This is a genomic window from Fulvivirga maritima, assembly GCF_021389955.1.
Taxonomy (GTDB): domain Bacteria; phylum Bacteroidota; class Bacteroidia; order Cytophagales; family Cyclobacteriaceae; genus Fulvivirga; species Fulvivirga maritima.
On sequence record NZ_CP089980.1, the window covers coordinates 6,375,460 to 6,392,613 of the forward strand.

15 protein-coding genes and 1 pseudogene are annotated in these 17,154 nt (G+C 37.0%); 1 reads left to right on the top strand and 15 read right to left on the bottom strand.

What is annotated here, in order from left to right:
• Window positions 1-129: 129 nt before the first annotated feature.
• The 7 genes and pseudogenes from LVD15_RS26690 to lplA all read right to left on the bottom strand — a co-directional run bounded on the left by LVD15_RS26690 (window position 130) and on the right by lplA (window position 11,408).
• The gene (locus tag LVD15_RS26690; RefSeq protein ID WP_233778242.1) at window positions 130-3,390 is read right to left on the bottom strand and encodes a T9SS type A sorting domain-containing protein; all 3,261 of its coding nucleotides are present in this window, start codon (window positions 3,388-3,390) and stop codon (window positions 130-132) included.
• A gap of 217 nt (window positions 3,391-3,607) precedes the next feature.
• A complete protein-coding gene (locus LVD15_RS26695) occupies window positions 3,608-3,802 on the bottom strand; it encodes a cold-shock protein (protein ID WP_233778243.1) in 195 nt (64 codons plus the stop codon).
• A 35-nt stretch (window positions 3,803-3,837) separates the two neighbouring features.
• Window positions 3,838-5,055 carry a DEAD/DEAH box helicase gene (locus LVD15_RS26700; RefSeq protein WP_233778244.1) on the bottom strand — a complete coding sequence of 406 codons (1,218 nt, stop codon included), beginning with the start codon at window positions 5,053-5,055 and terminating at the stop codon, window positions 3,838-3,840.
• A gap of 58 nt (window positions 5,056-5,113) precedes the next feature.
• Window positions 5,114-6,103, bottom strand: coding sequence for a fatty acid desaturase family protein (locus tag LVD15_RS26705; RefSeq protein ID WP_233778245.1), 990 nt, complete (start codon window positions 6,101-6,103; stop codon window positions 5,114-5,116).
• 609 nt (window positions 6,104-6,712) lie between these two features.
• A complete protein-coding gene (locus tag LVD15_RS26710) occupies window positions 6,713-8,854 on the bottom strand; it encodes a protein-disulfide reductase DsbD family protein (RefSeq protein WP_233778246.1) in 2,142 nt (713 codons plus the stop codon).
• 367 nt (window positions 8,855-9,221) lie between these two features.
• On the bottom strand, window positions 9,222-10,355 hold the full coding sequence (locus LVD15_RS26715) for a hypothetical protein (RefSeq protein ID WP_233778247.1): 1,134 nt from the start codon (window positions 10,353-10,355) through the stop codon (window positions 9,222-9,224).
• Window positions 10,356-10,419: 64 nt separating this feature from the next.
• Window positions 10,420-11,408, bottom strand: a pseudogene (gene lplA, locus LVD15_RS26720) (lipoate--protein ligase).
• A 441-nt stretch (window positions 11,409-11,849) separates the two neighbouring features.
• Here lplA and LVD15_RS26730 point away from each other — a divergent pair.
• The gene (locus tag LVD15_RS26730; RefSeq protein ID WP_233778250.1) at window positions 11,850-12,506 is read left to right on the top strand and encodes an SH3 domain-containing protein; all 657 of its coding nucleotides are present in this window, start codon (window positions 11,850-11,852) and stop codon (window positions 12,504-12,506) included.
• Window positions 12,507-12,652: 146 nt separating this feature from the next.
• Here the strand turns inward: LVD15_RS26730 and LVD15_RS26735 are convergent, their stop codons facing one another.
• From LVD15_RS26735 to LVD15_RS26770, 8 genes are all read right to left on the bottom strand, one after another.
• Window positions 12,653-13,522, bottom strand: coding sequence for a glycosyltransferase family 2 protein (locus LVD15_RS26735; protein ID WP_233778251.1), 870 nt, complete (start codon window positions 13,520-13,522; stop codon window positions 12,653-12,655).
• 416 nt (window positions 13,523-13,938) lie between these two features.
• Window positions 13,939-14,343, bottom strand: a complete 405-nt coding sequence (locus LVD15_RS26740) for a hypothetical protein (protein ID WP_233778252.1) — start codon at window positions 14,341-14,343, stop codon at window positions 13,939-13,941.
• 395 nt (window positions 14,344-14,738) lie between these two features.
• The gene (locus LVD15_RS26745) at window positions 14,739-15,074 is read right to left on the bottom strand and encodes an amidohydrolase family protein (RefSeq protein WP_233778253.1); all 336 of its coding nucleotides are present in this window, start codon (window positions 15,072-15,074) and stop codon (window positions 14,739-14,741) included.
• On the bottom strand, window positions 15,071-15,403 hold the full coding sequence (locus tag LVD15_RS26750) for a hypothetical protein (RefSeq protein WP_233778254.1): 333 nt from the start codon (window positions 15,401-15,403) through the stop codon (window positions 15,071-15,073). The genes LVD15_RS26745 and LVD15_RS26750 overlap by 4 nt, the downstream gene beginning before the upstream one ends.
• Window positions 15,404-15,420: 17 nt before the next feature.
• Window positions 15,421-15,849 carry an amidohydrolase family protein gene (locus LVD15_RS26755; protein WP_233778255.1) on the bottom strand — a complete coding sequence of 143 codons (429 nt, stop codon included), beginning with the start codon at window positions 15,847-15,849 and terminating at the stop codon, window positions 15,421-15,423.
• Complete coding sequence (locus LVD15_RS26760) at window positions 15,803-16,342, bottom strand: amidohydrolase family protein (protein WP_233778256.1); 540 nt, start codon at window positions 16,340-16,342, stop codon at window positions 15,803-15,805. The genes LVD15_RS26755 and LVD15_RS26760 overlap by 47 nt, the downstream gene beginning before the upstream one ends.
• 82 nt (window positions 16,343-16,424) lie before the next feature.
• Window positions 16,425-16,634 (bottom strand): TolB-like translocation protein, encoded by a 210-nt coding sequence (locus LVD15_RS26765; protein WP_233778257.1) that lies wholly within the window; start codon window positions 16,632-16,634, stop codon window positions 16,425-16,427.
• Between the two features lie 68 nt (window positions 16,635-16,702).
• Window positions 16,703-17,149 (bottom strand): TolB family protein, encoded by a 447-nt coding sequence (locus LVD15_RS26770; protein ID WP_233778258.1) that lies wholly within the window; start codon window positions 17,147-17,149, stop codon window positions 16,703-16,705.
• Between the last annotated feature and the right edge of the window lie 5 nt (window positions 17,150-17,154).

Sequence of the window (17,154 nt, forward strand, 5' to 3'; positions counted from 1 at the left end):
CATTAGATATAATTTAATATTTTAAAATCAATTATTCCATTAAAAGACCACACTTAATCCCTGAATTAAAATATTAACCATCATTAATAAATAAAATACCCTCTCCACTTACTCCTAAGGAGTAAAATATTAATCCATTTTACTAAATGATTGCTGATAACTGAAAGAAGACATCTGCACTTTTAATACATAAATGCCCTGAGCCAGAGAGGAGACATCTAATGCTGTTTTCTGATAAGGAGGTATTATTTTTTCAGTTACAATATTTCCCTTGGTAGACAGAATTTGAATATAAGCCTCCTCTGCGTGCTGATTTACAATGTTAAGCTCAGCATGAGCAGGGTTAGGGTATACATGAATAGGATCTGAGTGAATAAAATCTACCGTAGTTATAGCAGCTTCATTAATAGCACCATCGTAATCTTCCTGCAGTAAACGATAAATATGGCTTCCGGACATTGGCCTTTCATCTATAAATTCATAATCACTACGATCAGGCACAGTGCCATTTCCTGCAACCTTACCAATATCTATCCAGCTTTTTGTCTCTGCAACATATCTCTGGATAATAAAACCAGCATTATTAATCTCCGATGCTGTGGCCCATTCAAACACTAAATGATCCTTTTCTTGTTTTCCTCCAAAACGAATGAGCTCAACAGGTAGAGGATTAATATTAGAGCTCATTGTAAAAAACCCAAAATTTGAAAGTCCTGCCAAGGTCACTGTATTAGCAGCATCGTTATGAACAGCAACACCAGAAGACCATTCTGAGCCATCAGGAGAAGAAGAAATCATAGTTGTAACCAACCCAGGGTCACCAACGGTACCCAAATAGGCATCATCATAATGCATGATCATGGTGAAATTATAATTAGGTGTACCAGCAAAGGTATCAACCAACTCGAAGTAAAAATTACTGATAGAGTAGTCAATAGGATTCGCAGGCCAATCTCCACTGAACATACGTAAGGCTAAATTAGATGGAATATCAGAGCCAGGAAGAAAGGTAATAGTTATCCAACTCCTCTGATTAACCAAAAAAGTATAAGGAGTAGCAGTAGTTAAAGGCCCCGCTATATTAACCACCGGAGGAGTAGAAGCACCTCCTCTAGTCAATTCAAACTCATAAGCCCCCATATCAGGAGTACCATCACTTACTGAGGCAGGTCTTGCCACCCCATTAAAGTCATCGGCAACCTTAGCATTGTGCTTGGCCATTCCATGAATATTCCAACTGTTAGAATTTGTAACGTCAGGCACAAGGTTACTAGTACTAGTATACCCCGGGTCAGCAGCAATTGAAGAGGCTTCCCGTCCGGCGGTAGCAGTTCGCCAGTTGGCCATGGTTGTAGTCGCATTCGTATTAAGATTACTATAAGCCCCAAAAGCGCCTATGTAATTAAAAGTACGTGTAGTTCCGGCATTAATGAAATGGTTATTGTAATCAATGGTTGAAAATTGCCCGCTAGCCGATTGCCCATAAACTCCTATTGCCCGAGCCCTCCCCGAAAGAGACGAATTGCCGCCCAGCGTATTCCTTATCACATTACTCTCTAAACTTACCCCTACAGTATTATTGGCTACAGCCACACCAAAAGAAGTGGCCTGCACATGACGTAAAGCATCACCATATAATGAAATAGAGTTATTATATATTTCATAGCCACTTTGAGTATAGGTCAGATTAGTTCCTGTTTGCCCCCCTATACCCAATAAAATAGCTGCTGGATTTGAAAGAATTGATCCAGGAGTGGTTGCACTACTTCCATAACCACTGATTCCATGAATAACGTTATTTTTTAATATTACATTAGCATTAGTAAGTCCACTATTTACCCCAATACCATGACCAGAAAAAGCATTCGTAGTTGACCCTGTATAAGTAATATTAAAGACTTCGTTAGCTGCGACTGTAATGTTTTTACTATTCTTATCCACCATAATCCCGAAATCATTAAAATCATCCGTAGATAATAAATTACCCACTACATTATTAGAAATAGTACCGTTATCCACTCCCAAATAATGAATCCCGCGCTCCCGAATAGCATTAGCTCCAGCACCATTTATAATATTGTTTTCTGTGAAGATATTAGTAGCTCTACTGTTGGTAGTGTAGCCTCCCCCTCCATCTCTATCCAAACCATCTATGTGAATCGCCTCTCTTCCGGTATAAAATTCATTATTGGTGATATAAATATTATTAAATCTCCCCTCAGTTAAATTAGTATAATGTGCTGCTATCACTCCATATCCCTGGGTGGCACTATTGGATCTAAGTATAGAATTCTTTACCGTAATATTAGAAATAGCATTGATTTCATCTCTTGCACCAATTAAAACCGCTACACGATTATTAGCACTTGCATCATTAGCGAAAATAGTAAGATCTCTAGAAGTGCCTCCCACCACATTAGAACCATCAATAGTGATATTACTTACAGCATTAATATTAAATAGGCCTCTATCGGTAATGTATCCTGAACCTGTAACTTCTGGAGTTATACCTATAGCCGGTTTAAAGGTAATATTATGTGTACCTGCACCAGTAAATGGAGTCGCCGTACCATTGCCTATCACATAGGGTAAGGTTTCAAAATAAGCGTCATAAGTTTCATCAGTTAGGAGAAACTCGACATTACCAGACAAACCATAAGTATTAAGATAGCTAACTGCACTGCTTATTGTTAAAAAATCATTGTTAGTTATCTTACCTACTTCGTAAGTGCCATTTAAGGGCTGAGGTGTATTTGGGGTAGAGATAATAGTGACATTATCTATAGCTGCCGGAGGGTTTACTCTGGTGACATTATTATTCACCCAATTAAAAACTACAGCTACATTACCCGGAGAAGATGCTATAAAGTTCTTTTGAGCGGTAGTTAAGGGATAACTCTCTCTGAACCAATTAGCACCTTCGGCTGCATAATCTCGTAATTCTATAGAGTTTGATACATTCAAATTAGAAACTGTAGGTGGATCCGGACTAGTTATTTGAGCCATATCCACTAAAAACACACGTAGATAATCAACTTCTATTCCTAAAACAACGGTACCCTGGCATCTAACATCATACCGCAGATTTATATCGTGGGAAGCTGGATCTGCCGGCCAATTAGGCGTTATATAAGCCGAATGATCAGATGTTACGTTATTATACATATTAGTTGCTCCATTATTACCTGAAACAGCTATACACCTTACCCCAGAGCTTAAAGAACTACTCAGACCACTAATAATAAACCATTCATTATCGGAAAGATTCTCTTCAGTAATAGATTTAGACCATCCATTTATCGTCCCTTCAAAATTCTCAAATAATACTACATTCTGCGCCGCCACAGACAAACTCAACGCTACAAAAACGACAGATAATAGTGACTTCATGATATATAAATTAGGTTAATCAAACTATAAAGAAAATAACCTCTATTCTCCTTAAGGAGAAATCAAGAAACCTTAAAACAGTACTTATGAGCGGGTAACCATCAAAAAGCAGTCGCTCGGAATAGTCACCATAAGTACCATATAATTATATTGACATAAAATAAAAAAGCCGCTTAGTAAAATACTAAGCGGCTCTGTTGTTTTTAATGAGGACTAATTAGTCAATTAGCTCTACATTAACAGCGTTCATTCCTTTTCTTCCTTTCTCAACATCAAATTTTACTTTGTCGTTTTCACGTATATCGTCAATAAGTCCACTTTCGTGTACAAAAATATCTTCACTTGAATCTGATGGCTTAATAAAACCAAAACCCTTGGTACTATTAAAGAATTTTACTGTTCCTTCTTGCATAATTGTTTATTGTATTAATTGTAATATATTCGTTATTAATTATCAGACGGGTCTATAAAAGTAAAAGCCTTACCGGATTTACCTCCACGTCCTGTTCGTCCTATTCTATGTACGTAGCTATCAAAATTCATAGGCAGCTGGTAATTTATTACATGAGTTACATCACTCACGTCAATTCCTCTAGCTGCTACATCAGTAGCTACTAACACTTGTACGTCGCCCTTTTTAAATCTATTGAGGGCTTTCATTCTATAATTTTGTGACTTGTTTCCATGTATTTGATCAGCCTTTAAACCGGACTGATTCAATTTCTTAGCCACCTTATCTGCCATTCTTTTAGTTTCGGCAAATACTAAAACTTTTTCAAACTCTTTATCATCTATAAGATTCAAAAGCATTTTGAATTTATCTTCTCCCTCTGGCACATGGATCACATCCTGATCAATATGATCACTGGTAGTTTTACCACTACTCACCTTTACTTCTACAGGGTTATTCAAAAGCATTTTTATTAACGACTTTTGAGTATTATCAATCGTAGCAGAGAAAAGCATAGTCTGCTTTCTATTATGCATCAGATTAACCATTTTCTTTATATCATTAACAAACCCCATGTCCAACATTCTATCGAACTCATCTAATACCAAAGTGGTAAGCTCATTCATTTTGAGAGCCTCTCTGTTGATCAAGTCGATCAAACGGCCAGGGGTACCAATTATTACATGGTTCCTTCTCCTTAATTGAGACATGTCTTTGCCTACATTAGTACCACCAATAAAACTAGACACGTACAATCCCAACTTCTTAGTTAAAGATCTAAATTCATCTTCTACCTGCACAGCCAGCTCTCTTGTAGGCACTACTACTAATGCCTTAGATCCTTTTGGGTTATCTAATAACTGATTAATAATAGGAATAAGAAATGCTCCAGTTTTACCTGTACCTGTATTGGCAATCCCTACCATATCTCTACCCTCTAGCAAAAGCTCTAAAGTCTGATCCTGAATCTGTGTAGGATGACTAAATCCTTTCTCATATATATTAGCCTTTAGATTTACGTTCAAAGGCATTTCATCAAAACTACGAGTAGGCACATACCTGCTTTCTTCTTTCTTCACAGCCTTCTTCACCAACGAATTAGGATCAATAGAAGAAACCGCTTTTTTCTTACCATTCCTTCTACCGTTAGGTCTTGAAGCGTTGGTTTTAGAGAAACCGCCGTTTCTCTTTCTTTTAGTTCTAATATTATTCATTTAAATTTTTTCTTGTGTGAAACCACTCTATTAAACTTACATATGTATTATAAAGTGGCTATTTTCCAGGCATAGGTGTTTTACTATGTTGCACGGGCACCATCTCCATTTTACCTAACTGCCTAAGCATTTTCACATGATCCCAAATAGCGGCTACAAAGGTTCTTTTAGTATGATAAGGTATACCATACTCCTTGGCAGTCTCAGCTACTATTTTCGATAATTTCTTATAGTGAACGTGACAAATATTCGGTAATAAATGATGCTCAATTTGAAAATTAAGCCCTCCTATCAGCCACGAGAAAAACCTACTTTTGGGTGAAAAATTGCTTGTAGTAGCCAACTGATGAATAGACCAGTCACTAGCTATAATTCCGTTTTCATCAGGTAAAGGAAAAGCTGTACTAGGCATTACATGCGCTGTCTGAAAGACAGTAGTAATTGCTAATCCTGTAATAAAGTGCATGATGAAAAATGCTAAAAGTATCGTCCAGGGAGCCAATGGCACCATGATCATAGGTAATACCAGCACATAAGAATAATACACCAATTTCCATGCTATAACTTTAGCTATCTGTCTCCTATACTCAGTCTTTGAGCCAAAAAAGCCCATTTTTCTATATCTATGTAATCTTATAAAGTCCTTTACAGTAATCCATGATAATGTAGAAAGACCATAAAAAAACCAGATATACAAATGCTGAAAGCGATGCACCTTATAACGTTTAGCATGAGGTGAAAACCTCAGGAAAAACGGCGCATTAATATCATCATCTGCTTCTTCTATATTAGTATATGTATGGTGCAGCACATTATGCTGAATCTTCCATATAGAAGCATTAGCCCCTATCAGATTCATAGTGTACCCCATGTATTTATTTATCTTTCTATTTCGGCTATACGCTCCATGAATAGCATCATGCATTACTCCCATTCCTATACCTGACATACCAAATGAGGCCAAAACATACATAGCAATAAGCATCCACAGACTTGTAACAAGGCCGGTATTCACAATAATTAGTGGCACAAAGAACAACGAAATCATGCATATAGATTTTAACCTCATGCCGCTGTTCCCGTAAGGGCTCACATCATTATTTTTAAAATATTCATTAACCCTGCTACGCAGTGTCTTTGAAAAGCCGGAGCCTGAATTAATTAAGAATTTTGGATTTTTGATAATATTGTTTTTTGATTTCTAGCTTGAACAAGCTCTTGGTAATAAGGTAGGAATAATTTTGCTTAACTAGTCTTTATTCTTAGGGGCAAGTGCCTGATGGGCGTACTTTGAAATATTTATAAAATAATTAATAAAGCTTTAACACTTTTGTCTTTTCATTTTTATCTGAAACGACGGACTTTAAAATTTAGTTCTTCTGCTTTACTATTTATTTTTCTCTGGTCTAATTTATAACACACTCTAGGAAGAAGTATGTTACGATGTGCTTTCTTGTAATGGATACTATATTCTTATTTTTTTTACAAAGGTAGACTAATTATTGACAATGTATACTAAAAGTTTTCTTTTTTAAAATAATCTTTAATTCATGACTCTGTATCTCCCCTTTGCTTATTGCTCCTATTGACCTTAAACATTAAAAAAAGGCTAGCCTTAAGACTAACCTTTTATTCTATATTTAATGTATTATTTATTTTACTTACTCTCTTTATACTTTTCTAATCCAGCGTTTAGAAAAGCAGCGTACTCATCAGCATCATACACTGCCCCTACAGGCTTAGCCAATAGTTCCTCCTCAGGTGAAAGCAGCACATAGAAAGGCTGAGAATTAGCATTATACACAGAAGCCTGGAGATCACTCCACTTACCTCCTATTGTTTCAATATCTTTTTTACTGTATTCAGAATAAAACTGATCTTCCTCAGCCAGTTTACTCTTATCATCTACATAGAGCTGAATAAGCACATAGTCATTAGCTATTTTATTATATACCTGAGCTTCTGGCCATACGGAAGCTTCCATTTTCCTACAGTTCACACAAGCATGGCCGGTAAAATCAATCATTACAGGCTTCCCTACCTTTTTCGCATATGCAAGTCCTTGTTCATAATCATAAAACGGCTTTAAGCCTAATGGAGCATGAAACTTATCGCCATATTTCCTGGGCTCATTATCATCTGAAGAGCTTGAATGTGCTACAGGATTAAGGGATGCTGTGTATAAATCAAAGTCCTGAGTATGTTGAGGTGGTAAAAATGCTGCTACAGCACTTAATGGAGCTCCCCATAACCCCGGAACCAGATAAAGTGTAAATGAAAAAGTAACAACAGCCAAAGCTAACCTCGGGAACGACAGGTAATTTAATGGACTATCATGAGCAAATTTTATCTTACCAATGAGGTATAAGCCCATCATTCCAAATATAACGATCCAAAGCACTAGAAATACTTCACGATCAAACCACTCCCAGTGATAAGCCAGGTCTACATTAGACAAAAATTTCAACGCCAGAGCCATCTCTAAAAAGCCTAAGACTACTTTCACACTATTAAGCCAGCCTCCAGATTTAGGCAAAGCCTGCATCCATGAAGGGAACATAGCAAATAAGGCAAATGGTATAGCCAGTGCCAATGAAAAACCAAACATACCTACTGCAGGCCCCATTAACTCTCCCATATTAGCTGCCTGCACTAGTAAAGCACCTATTATTGGACCTGTACATGAAAATGAAACAATAGCTAATGTAGCTGCCATAAAAAAGATACCAATCATACCTCCTCGATCAGCCTTGCTATCTAATTTATTACTCCAGCTGGTAGGTAAAGTGATTTCGAATGCACCAAAGAATGATGCTGCAAAAACCACCAATAATAAGAAGAATACTATATTAAAAATACCATTAGTAGATAACGCATTGAGTGCCGAAGCTCCAAATATCACAGTGACAATAAGCCCTAGCACCACATAAATAACGATGATTGATAAAGCATAAATTAAAGCTTTACCCACACCTGATCCTTTGGAAGCCTGTTTAGTAAAGTAACTCACCGTTAAAGGCAACATAGGGAATATACAAGGCATGAATATAGCAGCCAAACCTCCTATAAAACCTGCCACAAAAATGGCCCATAGAGAGTTATCTTCTTCAGGCACATCCCCTTTCTCTACTTTTGCTACATCAGTTTTAGCAACCTCAGTCTCTTCTACCTCCACTACAGAATCAACAGCAGTAGTATCTTCTTCAACCTCTTCTGTTTCCTTTTCCTCCGCCGGCTTTACTTCATCAGTTTGAGCTATTTTAGGTGTAGACTCTGTCTCTTCTTTTAAAACCTTAGGCTGTTCTACCTTCTCTTTAGGTGTTTCAGCCACAGGGCTAGCTGCTTTAGGTGCCCCGGTTACGTTAAAATCAAATTCTATTTCTGTAGGAGGCAAACATTGATGATCATCACAGACCATAAACTCCAAATAGCCTTTTACCTGTACAGGAGACTTTTGAAATTCTATATTTTGCTTAAATACAGCTTTGTTTTCAAACCAGGCAATATCCATTTCAAAAGTTTTATCAAAGCCCTTGATAACCTTTGAAACCTCTTCCACTTTACCTTTTAAAGTATAATCTTCAGATTCATCAAAGTGAAATGATGTAGGTATAGGACCTCCATCCTCAATGAACTGAGAATAAACGTGCCAGCCCTCGTCTATATTAGCTGTAAAGACTAGCGTAGCTGAGCGCTCCTTCTGATCCTCAATTTGAAAATTCCATTTTACTGGTTTCAAAATCTGACCAAAAGATATATTAGCTACAATACATAAAAACGCTACTAATAGGTGTTTCATATTTCGTTTAAATTTCAACTTAAATTTCATTCGCCTTCAAAAGGCCATCGGGTGATGGAAATAAACCCCGTAAATTGGAAATCTGGCTACAAATATCCAAATTTTAAAGATTCTTCTTCAAGCAGGTAGAGTTTACTCACTCAACCTGTCAATCAGCCAACACTGATAGTACGGCAGAATCAAGTGATTAGTTGGTTTAAAAATTTCTTTAATTAAAATTTTAAAAAATAACTTCTCCAACTACACACATTGCCTACGTAAAAATAGAAAGCCTCCGGTTGATGAACAGTGATAAATATCACCATTAACAAAAAAGCCTGCGAAGCTTTTCCGCAGGCTTTTTTGATATTATCAAATCGCATTTCATTTATAAAGAAATACGCAAATGTGTTAGCACATCATTAATCTCTTCATTGGCAGCACTATCCTGCGTAGGATAGGTAGCACTGATTTTCAACACTTTATCATCTTTGAAGTAAGTTTCAGCCTCCACCTCAATAACATTACCCGCTACCTCTTGCTTAATAACATAAACCGGACCTCTGCCATTTTCGTTAGGCAGCACATTGACCTCGTTCATCTCCTTCTCGTATTGCTCTCTGGTTACTGAAATCTCTTTCATACTGAAGCTGAGCTTGTGCTCTCCGTCTTCATTTACATAACCAAATAGGTAATCAACCCCCTCTTCTTTTGCTATTTGATTCTTATACTTTTTATAAGGCGTGTTCTTTATCTTCACGCTCATCTGTGGGAAAAAGCCATCAATATAAATACCATAATAAGGGTCCTTCCAAAAGCTCTGCTTGTCTTCTGTCTTTTCGAGATCGTCCTCACCTGCCGCTTCCCACTCTTTAATCTTAAGGCCCAGCTTCTCGCTCACTTCTTTTAGCTTAGCTAAGCCTTTGCCATGATTATTACATGGAAAAGCCACCTGAAAAACGAGCTTCCCTTGCTGATAAAATCCCATTAAGTAAGATTGATAGCCTGAGTACACCCAATAAATGGCCGTCTTATATCTATTCTCGTTCGCATATACTGATGTCTCCGTCAGGTCGGCTCTGTAAGACTCGTGTATAGCATCTGCACCTGACATAAGCACATTACCGGTTTCTGAGTAAAAGCTACTCATAAAAACCTCTTCTGGATCATACAAAAGTGCGGCATGTACAAAAGATTCTCCAAACTCAGGATCTTTAAAAATCACCGTTTCATCTGTAAAAACCTCCCTACCGTCACCAGTACTTCTTAACCTTCCCTCTTCATTGTAAATACCACCCAAAAAAGGAAAAACCTGTTTTTCATTGGTAGTAACCAGATTATCGCCGCTATTAGCGTGAGGGTCCCACTCTTCATCAAAAGGAGCTTTCCTCAACCATTGGCGGATATTTTTATCTGTAATGGCTGCTATATCATCAGTCCACTCAAATTTCTTTTTTTTACTATCGCATCCCTGCATTCCTGCTAGCATTGCTAGCAGAATGACCATCAATCTCACCTTCATTCGCTCAATATCTCTTTAAATAAATTGCAAATGTAAAAACTACGGTTTAAAAGATAATCATCTTTTAGAAAAATGCTTTTAGCAGCTCCTCTTCGGTGATATTACTAAAATAATCACTACTTTTTACTTCTTTCAGAGTCTGCAAAACCACTTCTTCTCTATGTTCTTTACCTATAAGTGCTTCTATTACCGGATCTATTTCTCGGTTTACAAAGTAATCTCCCAGTATTTCTAAACTAGTGATAACGCCCTTATCTACGTTCATGTGTACTTCTACGTGACCGCCAGTAGTTCTTACCCCATGCTTTAGATCGTACTCAGGCGAATTACCAAAGTTCCACTCCCAGGTACTATATTTTTCATCTGCCAGTTTTTGTATAGCCTTCTTATCTTCATCCGTTAAAGTATAAGGTTTAGCATCTGGGTACATATTTATAATATGATCCATCACCTTTTGACGGAACTGATCTACACCAATATCTTCTTTCAAATGAGATGATATGTTAGTTACCCTGCTCCTTACAGACTTACGCGCTTTGTCTACAAATTTTAAAGGATTAACATTAAGAGCATCTGAAATGTCTTTTATCTGAGAGGCATAGAGTAAGGTTCCATGATGCAGCACTCTTCTTTTCTTACGAAAAATATGCTCTGCATTCCCCGAAAATTTTTGATCATCTATCAGAATATCGTTTCTCCCAGAGAAATGCGCCTTCACACCTAGAGAAGCTAATACGTCTATAATAGGTTGATTATATTTTTTAAAGTCGACTTTGGCATCTTCATCTCCATAGCCCATGATAAAGGTATAATTTATATTACCTAAATCGTAAAAACTGCTCCCCCACCAGTAAGCCTGCGCACCACTTTTATGCCACGTTCTCTTACGTTATCAACATTAATTTCTGCAATAGTATTTTGATGTTTACCTACTATAATGGCATTATCATTACGCCAAAGCATAAAAATATTTTCATCAGAATTTTTCAGAAAATACTCTTCTACTGCCTGGTTGAAATACGGCTCTATACTAGAGTTATCTATACACAACATACGCTATTTCTTTTAGGGCTAAATTAGATAAAAAAAGCACCAAAGCTAAATGAATTAGCGCTGCCAATTCACCGGCTAAAAACTGAGTTTAATCACCTAAAATTGAAATGTTACTACTCAGAGCTTCAACTATAGTAATTCTCAACACGTATTAATATAATTTTTTCATTTACATACATAACTATACCATTCAATTAAACTCATTTTAACATCTTAATGTCATTGTTTTTACTTCATTTATTTTAAATTGCGGTTTTATTTATAGCTGTTATCACAAAATTTTTTAACAATAATTATCAACTATGAAATTTTTCAAACTTTCATTTTTTTGTTTAGCAATGAGTTTATTGACCTTATTGCTCCTCTAGCAATGAATCAGAGCAATCATCAAGCGAAGCTGAAGGCCAAGCCAACGAAGAGAGCTCAGAATCTGTAGAAAAAGTGACAGAAGTACCAGCAGTATGCGTGTGGGACAATATTTCTGTAAGAACAGAAGCTTCTTCAAAAGCCAAATGGTTAACCTCTTTAAGCCTTGGAGAATCTTTAACCAGTCTGGGAAACACTGCCAAAGATAGCCTGGATAACGACCGCGAATACACTCAGGTTCAACTGGCTGATGGTACTGAAGGATGGGCTCTTTCTGACTTTATCATAGAAAATGCCAAAGTAGGTGTGTTTTTAGAAGATGTGTTCATCTACAAAAGACCGGACTTGCTTACCAAAACCGATAAGAAATTCACCCAAATGGATATTGTAGCCATTAAATCTACTGAAGGTGACTGGCTGGAGGTAGTAGGAAAAAGAACAGGTGCCAAATGGATTCAAAATGGTTGGGTAAAGAAAGACAACCTTTCAGAAAAAGACATAGATGTGGCTGTAGCCAAATTTGCAAAGCCTGCTATGGAATTAAAAGATGAAGACAAAAAAATAGCCTCTTTAGAAGAGATTGTTAGCAATCCTGATTTATCATCATCTAGCTTTATTCCTGTAATTAACAAAGCATTAGATGAGTTGTCTGTAGATGAAGAATTTATAGAAGAAGAATATGCAGAAGATGCTGATGTGGAAATAGTAGAAGATGCTGAAGAAGCATTATAAAAGTTAAACGAGGCTGTCACAAAAGCATTTACATATTAGTGAATGTTACTTTTGAGACAGCCTCGTTTTATTTTTCACTTCAAAATATCTATCAATAGAATTTTTGAAGTTCGTATTATTTTACTTCATCAATATTTACGCCTTTACTATGCTGAGTCACCAGGAAATACTCCCTTAAAGCGATGGAGAACCAGCATAGCTTTTAATTGCTCCAGCATAAATAGAGGTACTCTGATCAGGGCATTCCATATAGGTTTAGGAGCATGCGCCAACCTCAACACAAATAGGAAGTTAAATATAAACCACATAACGGCTCCTACTAAAATTAAGGACAGCCAAGGATTAAAGAACAGGCTACATAGTGCCAGTAAACCACTTACCATTACTAATAAAAATAACGGAGGGAAAGCACTTACCATACCAAAAAACACTCTTCCTAATCTTCCTTTTAGCAATCCTGATCCTACAAGATCTGCCGCAGACTTCAGATTAATAAAGTAGCTTTTAAACCACCTGATGCGCTGTCTCTTTATTTGATCCTTTTTCTCTAATTTTTCATCGTACACCAAGGCATTATAGTGGTAAGCTATTTGGTGCCCTTTTTCTACTATGAAGTTGGCAAACATTTTATCCTCACCATAAATAACGCCTTCCATTAGCTGCTCCACTTCCTTATCAAATAGAAATGACTCTAATAATGAAGTAGAAAAAGCCATACCTGAACCTGATAAATTAGAAGATGAACCCAATTTATATGGAGCGTATTTATCTACATAATTATGATATATTTCACCTGTTTCATCAAGTGAGGCAACGAATGTATCCAGATTTTTGGCCACCCTTCTACCTTGCACAGCCATAAAATACGCTCTGTAGTTATTCATCTCCATTAAGAAATCACTATGCACCAGATTATCAGAATCCAGGATGATAGATGTATCATGCTCCCGCACATAATGGGTTACAGCATATTTAATAGACTTGAGTTTAGAGCTTAAAGCTGTTTCGGGTTTCAAGATGCTTAATTTCAGATTCTCTTTTTCACCAAACTACAATCCGGGCAATCATCTGCCACCACATAAATGTGATAGTTAGAATAATTTGATTTGTAAATGGAAGATAAGAGCTGAGGGACTAGATCCACATTTTTATAAGCAGTTATAATCAGAGCCATATCTCGCTCTTCCGCTTTTAAAGGTGGTTTTTTGGGGCTGGTAAAAAGGGATATTATTGTTACTATAGAACTGAATAACAATAATGATGCAAAAATGCAGGTTAAAGCTGTCAATAGAACTGTCATGATGTAATTAATTAAGTAACCATATAATAGACTTGTTTATATCAAATTAAAACAAATAATAAACATATTATAGTAATTACTATTTTATTTCATCACATTAATATTGATAATATTTAAATAAACTTACATCAGTCATTCAGCCCGCTTATAACTATCTGGCAATATCTTACCATCGAAATAATCAAAACTAACTATTTGAGAATCTGGGCTTAATAATTTCAGGTGATATACCTTATCCGGAGTCACATGGGGAAAGTTTTTTATTGTGTCTCCATTTTTAAAAAAGTAGAGATCTTTAAGTAATGAATCTTTATAATATAGTGCAGATCTGAACCGCTCTCCTGATGGATAATAGCTTTCCGAATTTTGATGCCTGAGACTATCTTGGTATTTCGTTTCCGCAGCCTTCCCTCCTCTTTTATAATAATCGACTCGAAGCTGTTCTCTATCGGATTTTTTTAAAATAGATAGTTCTGAAGTATTCTTTTTTTGGAGGTACAAATCTTTCTGGAGCTGACTCAAAAACGAAGTATACAATTATGAAGCCTATTATTATGGAGAGAAAAAGCAATACAGATAATCTTCGGTTACGAGAGGACTGCTTCCTTTCCCACTTCAGACGCAGACCTACCCGCTCATTAACATCTGCTTCATTGAAATGATCGGTGTGGCTCTTATGCTCGTGCTGTAAATATCCTTTAATGATTTTCTTTTATTTCTTAAGTCACGGTTTTGCTTAAGAGAATCATTCATTCCTTTTAAAAAACCTCCGAGCATAATTATTTTTCATTTAAAATTAAGGTTTCCAATTTTATAAATAATCACAGAATATAAAAATCAAATCACTTGTTCTTTGATATTCCATCCAGCATTTAACACATAAAAAAAACCGGAACTAAAAGTCCCGGTTTTTTTATGTAATCAATTCTCTTTTAATGATCTGCCTCGCAGCTGCAGCCCACTTTCATGTAACTTTCAGCGGTTTCATGCCAGTCAAACGCCTGGTTATACTTGTTATTTTCCCAGTAGAATTTGCTTCTGGTTTGCTCCTGATTACCTATCTCATTCATGGTGGTGGCATCATACAACCTGCCATTAGCCATAGTATAACGTACAGAGTTAGAGTTCGTAATTCCATTTAAAGGATTTTTATCTAACACTATTAAATCAGCGAGTTTACCTTCCTTTAAAGAGCCCACTTGCTCATCTATACCTAAATAATTAGCTCCATTGATAGTAGCAGCTTTCAAGGCTTCCATATTACTCATTCCTCCCTGCTTGACATCCATAACTCCCAGTGAGCACCAAGTCCATGCAGCTGTCCATGTGCTCCAAGGTTTACCTTCACACCATGATCGGCCAATGCTTTGCAGGTTTCTGACACCAAAATATGCCCATTTTGATACTCCTCTTCTGGAGCCATAATTCTGTGACGTGACCTGGAATCTATAATACCCCTCGGGTAAAATGTAAGAAGCTTTTCGTCTTCCCAAACATTATAATTCTGATAGAAATAATACTCTCCGCTAAGACCTCCATAATTCACGATTAATGTAGGAGTATATCCGGAATTACTATTTCCCCAAAGCTCCAACACATCTTTATAAACAGGAGCTACTGGTATGTTGTGTTTATTCCGGTATGTCCGTCCATAACCATGCTCATGTTATGGTAAAAGGTAGATCCTCCTTCAGGTACCACTAGCATGTTCAACTCTCTGGCAGCTTGAATGACCTGTTGCCTTTGGCTTCTTCTTGGCTGGTTATAACTCTTTACAGAGAATGCTCCAAAGGCCTTAGTTCTCCTTAAAGCCGAACGTGCATCTTCCAGACTATTAATTTTAGCTTTGAAATCGCCATCTGCACCATAGAGAATGATACCGGTAGAGAACAATCTCGGACCGCTCATCTCTCCTGCATTAATCAGCTCTGACATAGCAAACACCGTCTCCGTGTTAGCTGAAGGATCATGTGCTGTAGTTACGCCATACGCCAGGTTAGCATATAAAGGCCAATGTTTCTGAGGTGTAATTCCTGTAACCAAAAGCACTTACATGAGCGTGTACATCTACAAAACCAGGCATAATGGTTTTTCCCTGTACATCATACACTTTAGCGCCAGCGGGTATAGCTACTGATGCATCTCCAATGGCCTCTATTTTATTGCCATTAATTACTATGGTTCCATTTTCAATTACCTGATCATCTTCCATAGTAATAATGGTAGCTCCCGTAAAAGCGATAACACCATCAGGGCGGTAAGTATCTGCCTCAAGAGCTACTTTGACACCCACAGTATCCACAGGAGGGATACTATCAGGAGATCCTTCTAAAAAGGTAAACCTCTCATTAATATCATTAGTGAAATACTCATCGCCTAAAGTCCAATGGATTTTTTTACTATCTGCTGACCAGTGTAGGTTAATACCTTCATCTCTAGTGATAGGCGCCACCGGCACAGATTTACTATTAGGATCGATATCCAGCGTTTGTCCGGTTAATGGAAGCGGCGCTAAATAAGCCTTATGCAAATTCATAAATGCCACCCATTTGTTATCAGGACTAGGAATTAGTCGGTTAGCATATTTAGACTCTACATGCGTAATTTCATCATCACCGCTAAGGTTGACACTTTTTTAGTCTTTTAGTAAGGTTGCCAAAAAAGTAGCCTCCCGTTTGGTAAAATATTCTATCTCCTTTTACACTAAATTGAGGATATTCCCCACTTTCGGTAATTCGTTTACCTTTGCCGCCTTCAATAGAAACAGTATAGATACCTGGCTTTTTATCGAATGTGCCACCTAAGGTGCTGTTACCTGATTCCTTCACATAAACCACCGTTTTTCCATCTGGTGAGATAGAGGGTGTGCGGTAAATTCCTTTTTCTGAAGTAACATCTACAGGCTGTCTTTTTTCTTCCTTTTTAAGGATACCTTTTTCACAGCTCCCATGCTTTCATCTTCCCATGATACATATACCAAAGTATTGCCGTCAGGAGTGAAAGCAGGTTCAAATTCAAATTCCTTGGAAGAAGTAATTCGTTCAGGCTCCCCGTTAGGCAGTTCTTTTCTGTATAATCGACCTAAAGCGTTAAACACTAACCTCTTTCCGTCCGGTGAAGTAACGGCATTTCTGATATCCTTTACTTCAAACTTATCAGGATTAATGTCTCTCTTAAATTTAAGAGCTTCGGCTATTTTTATAGTGTTTTCTACTTCAAAAGGAACCTCTGTTACTTGAAGCGAGCTCACGTCAATTTCCTTTATTTTTCCCTCAGCCCAAAAATAAATGAACTTATCATCTGGTGACCAATCGAAGTTAGGGTAGGTTCCAAAATAGCCCATGCTTC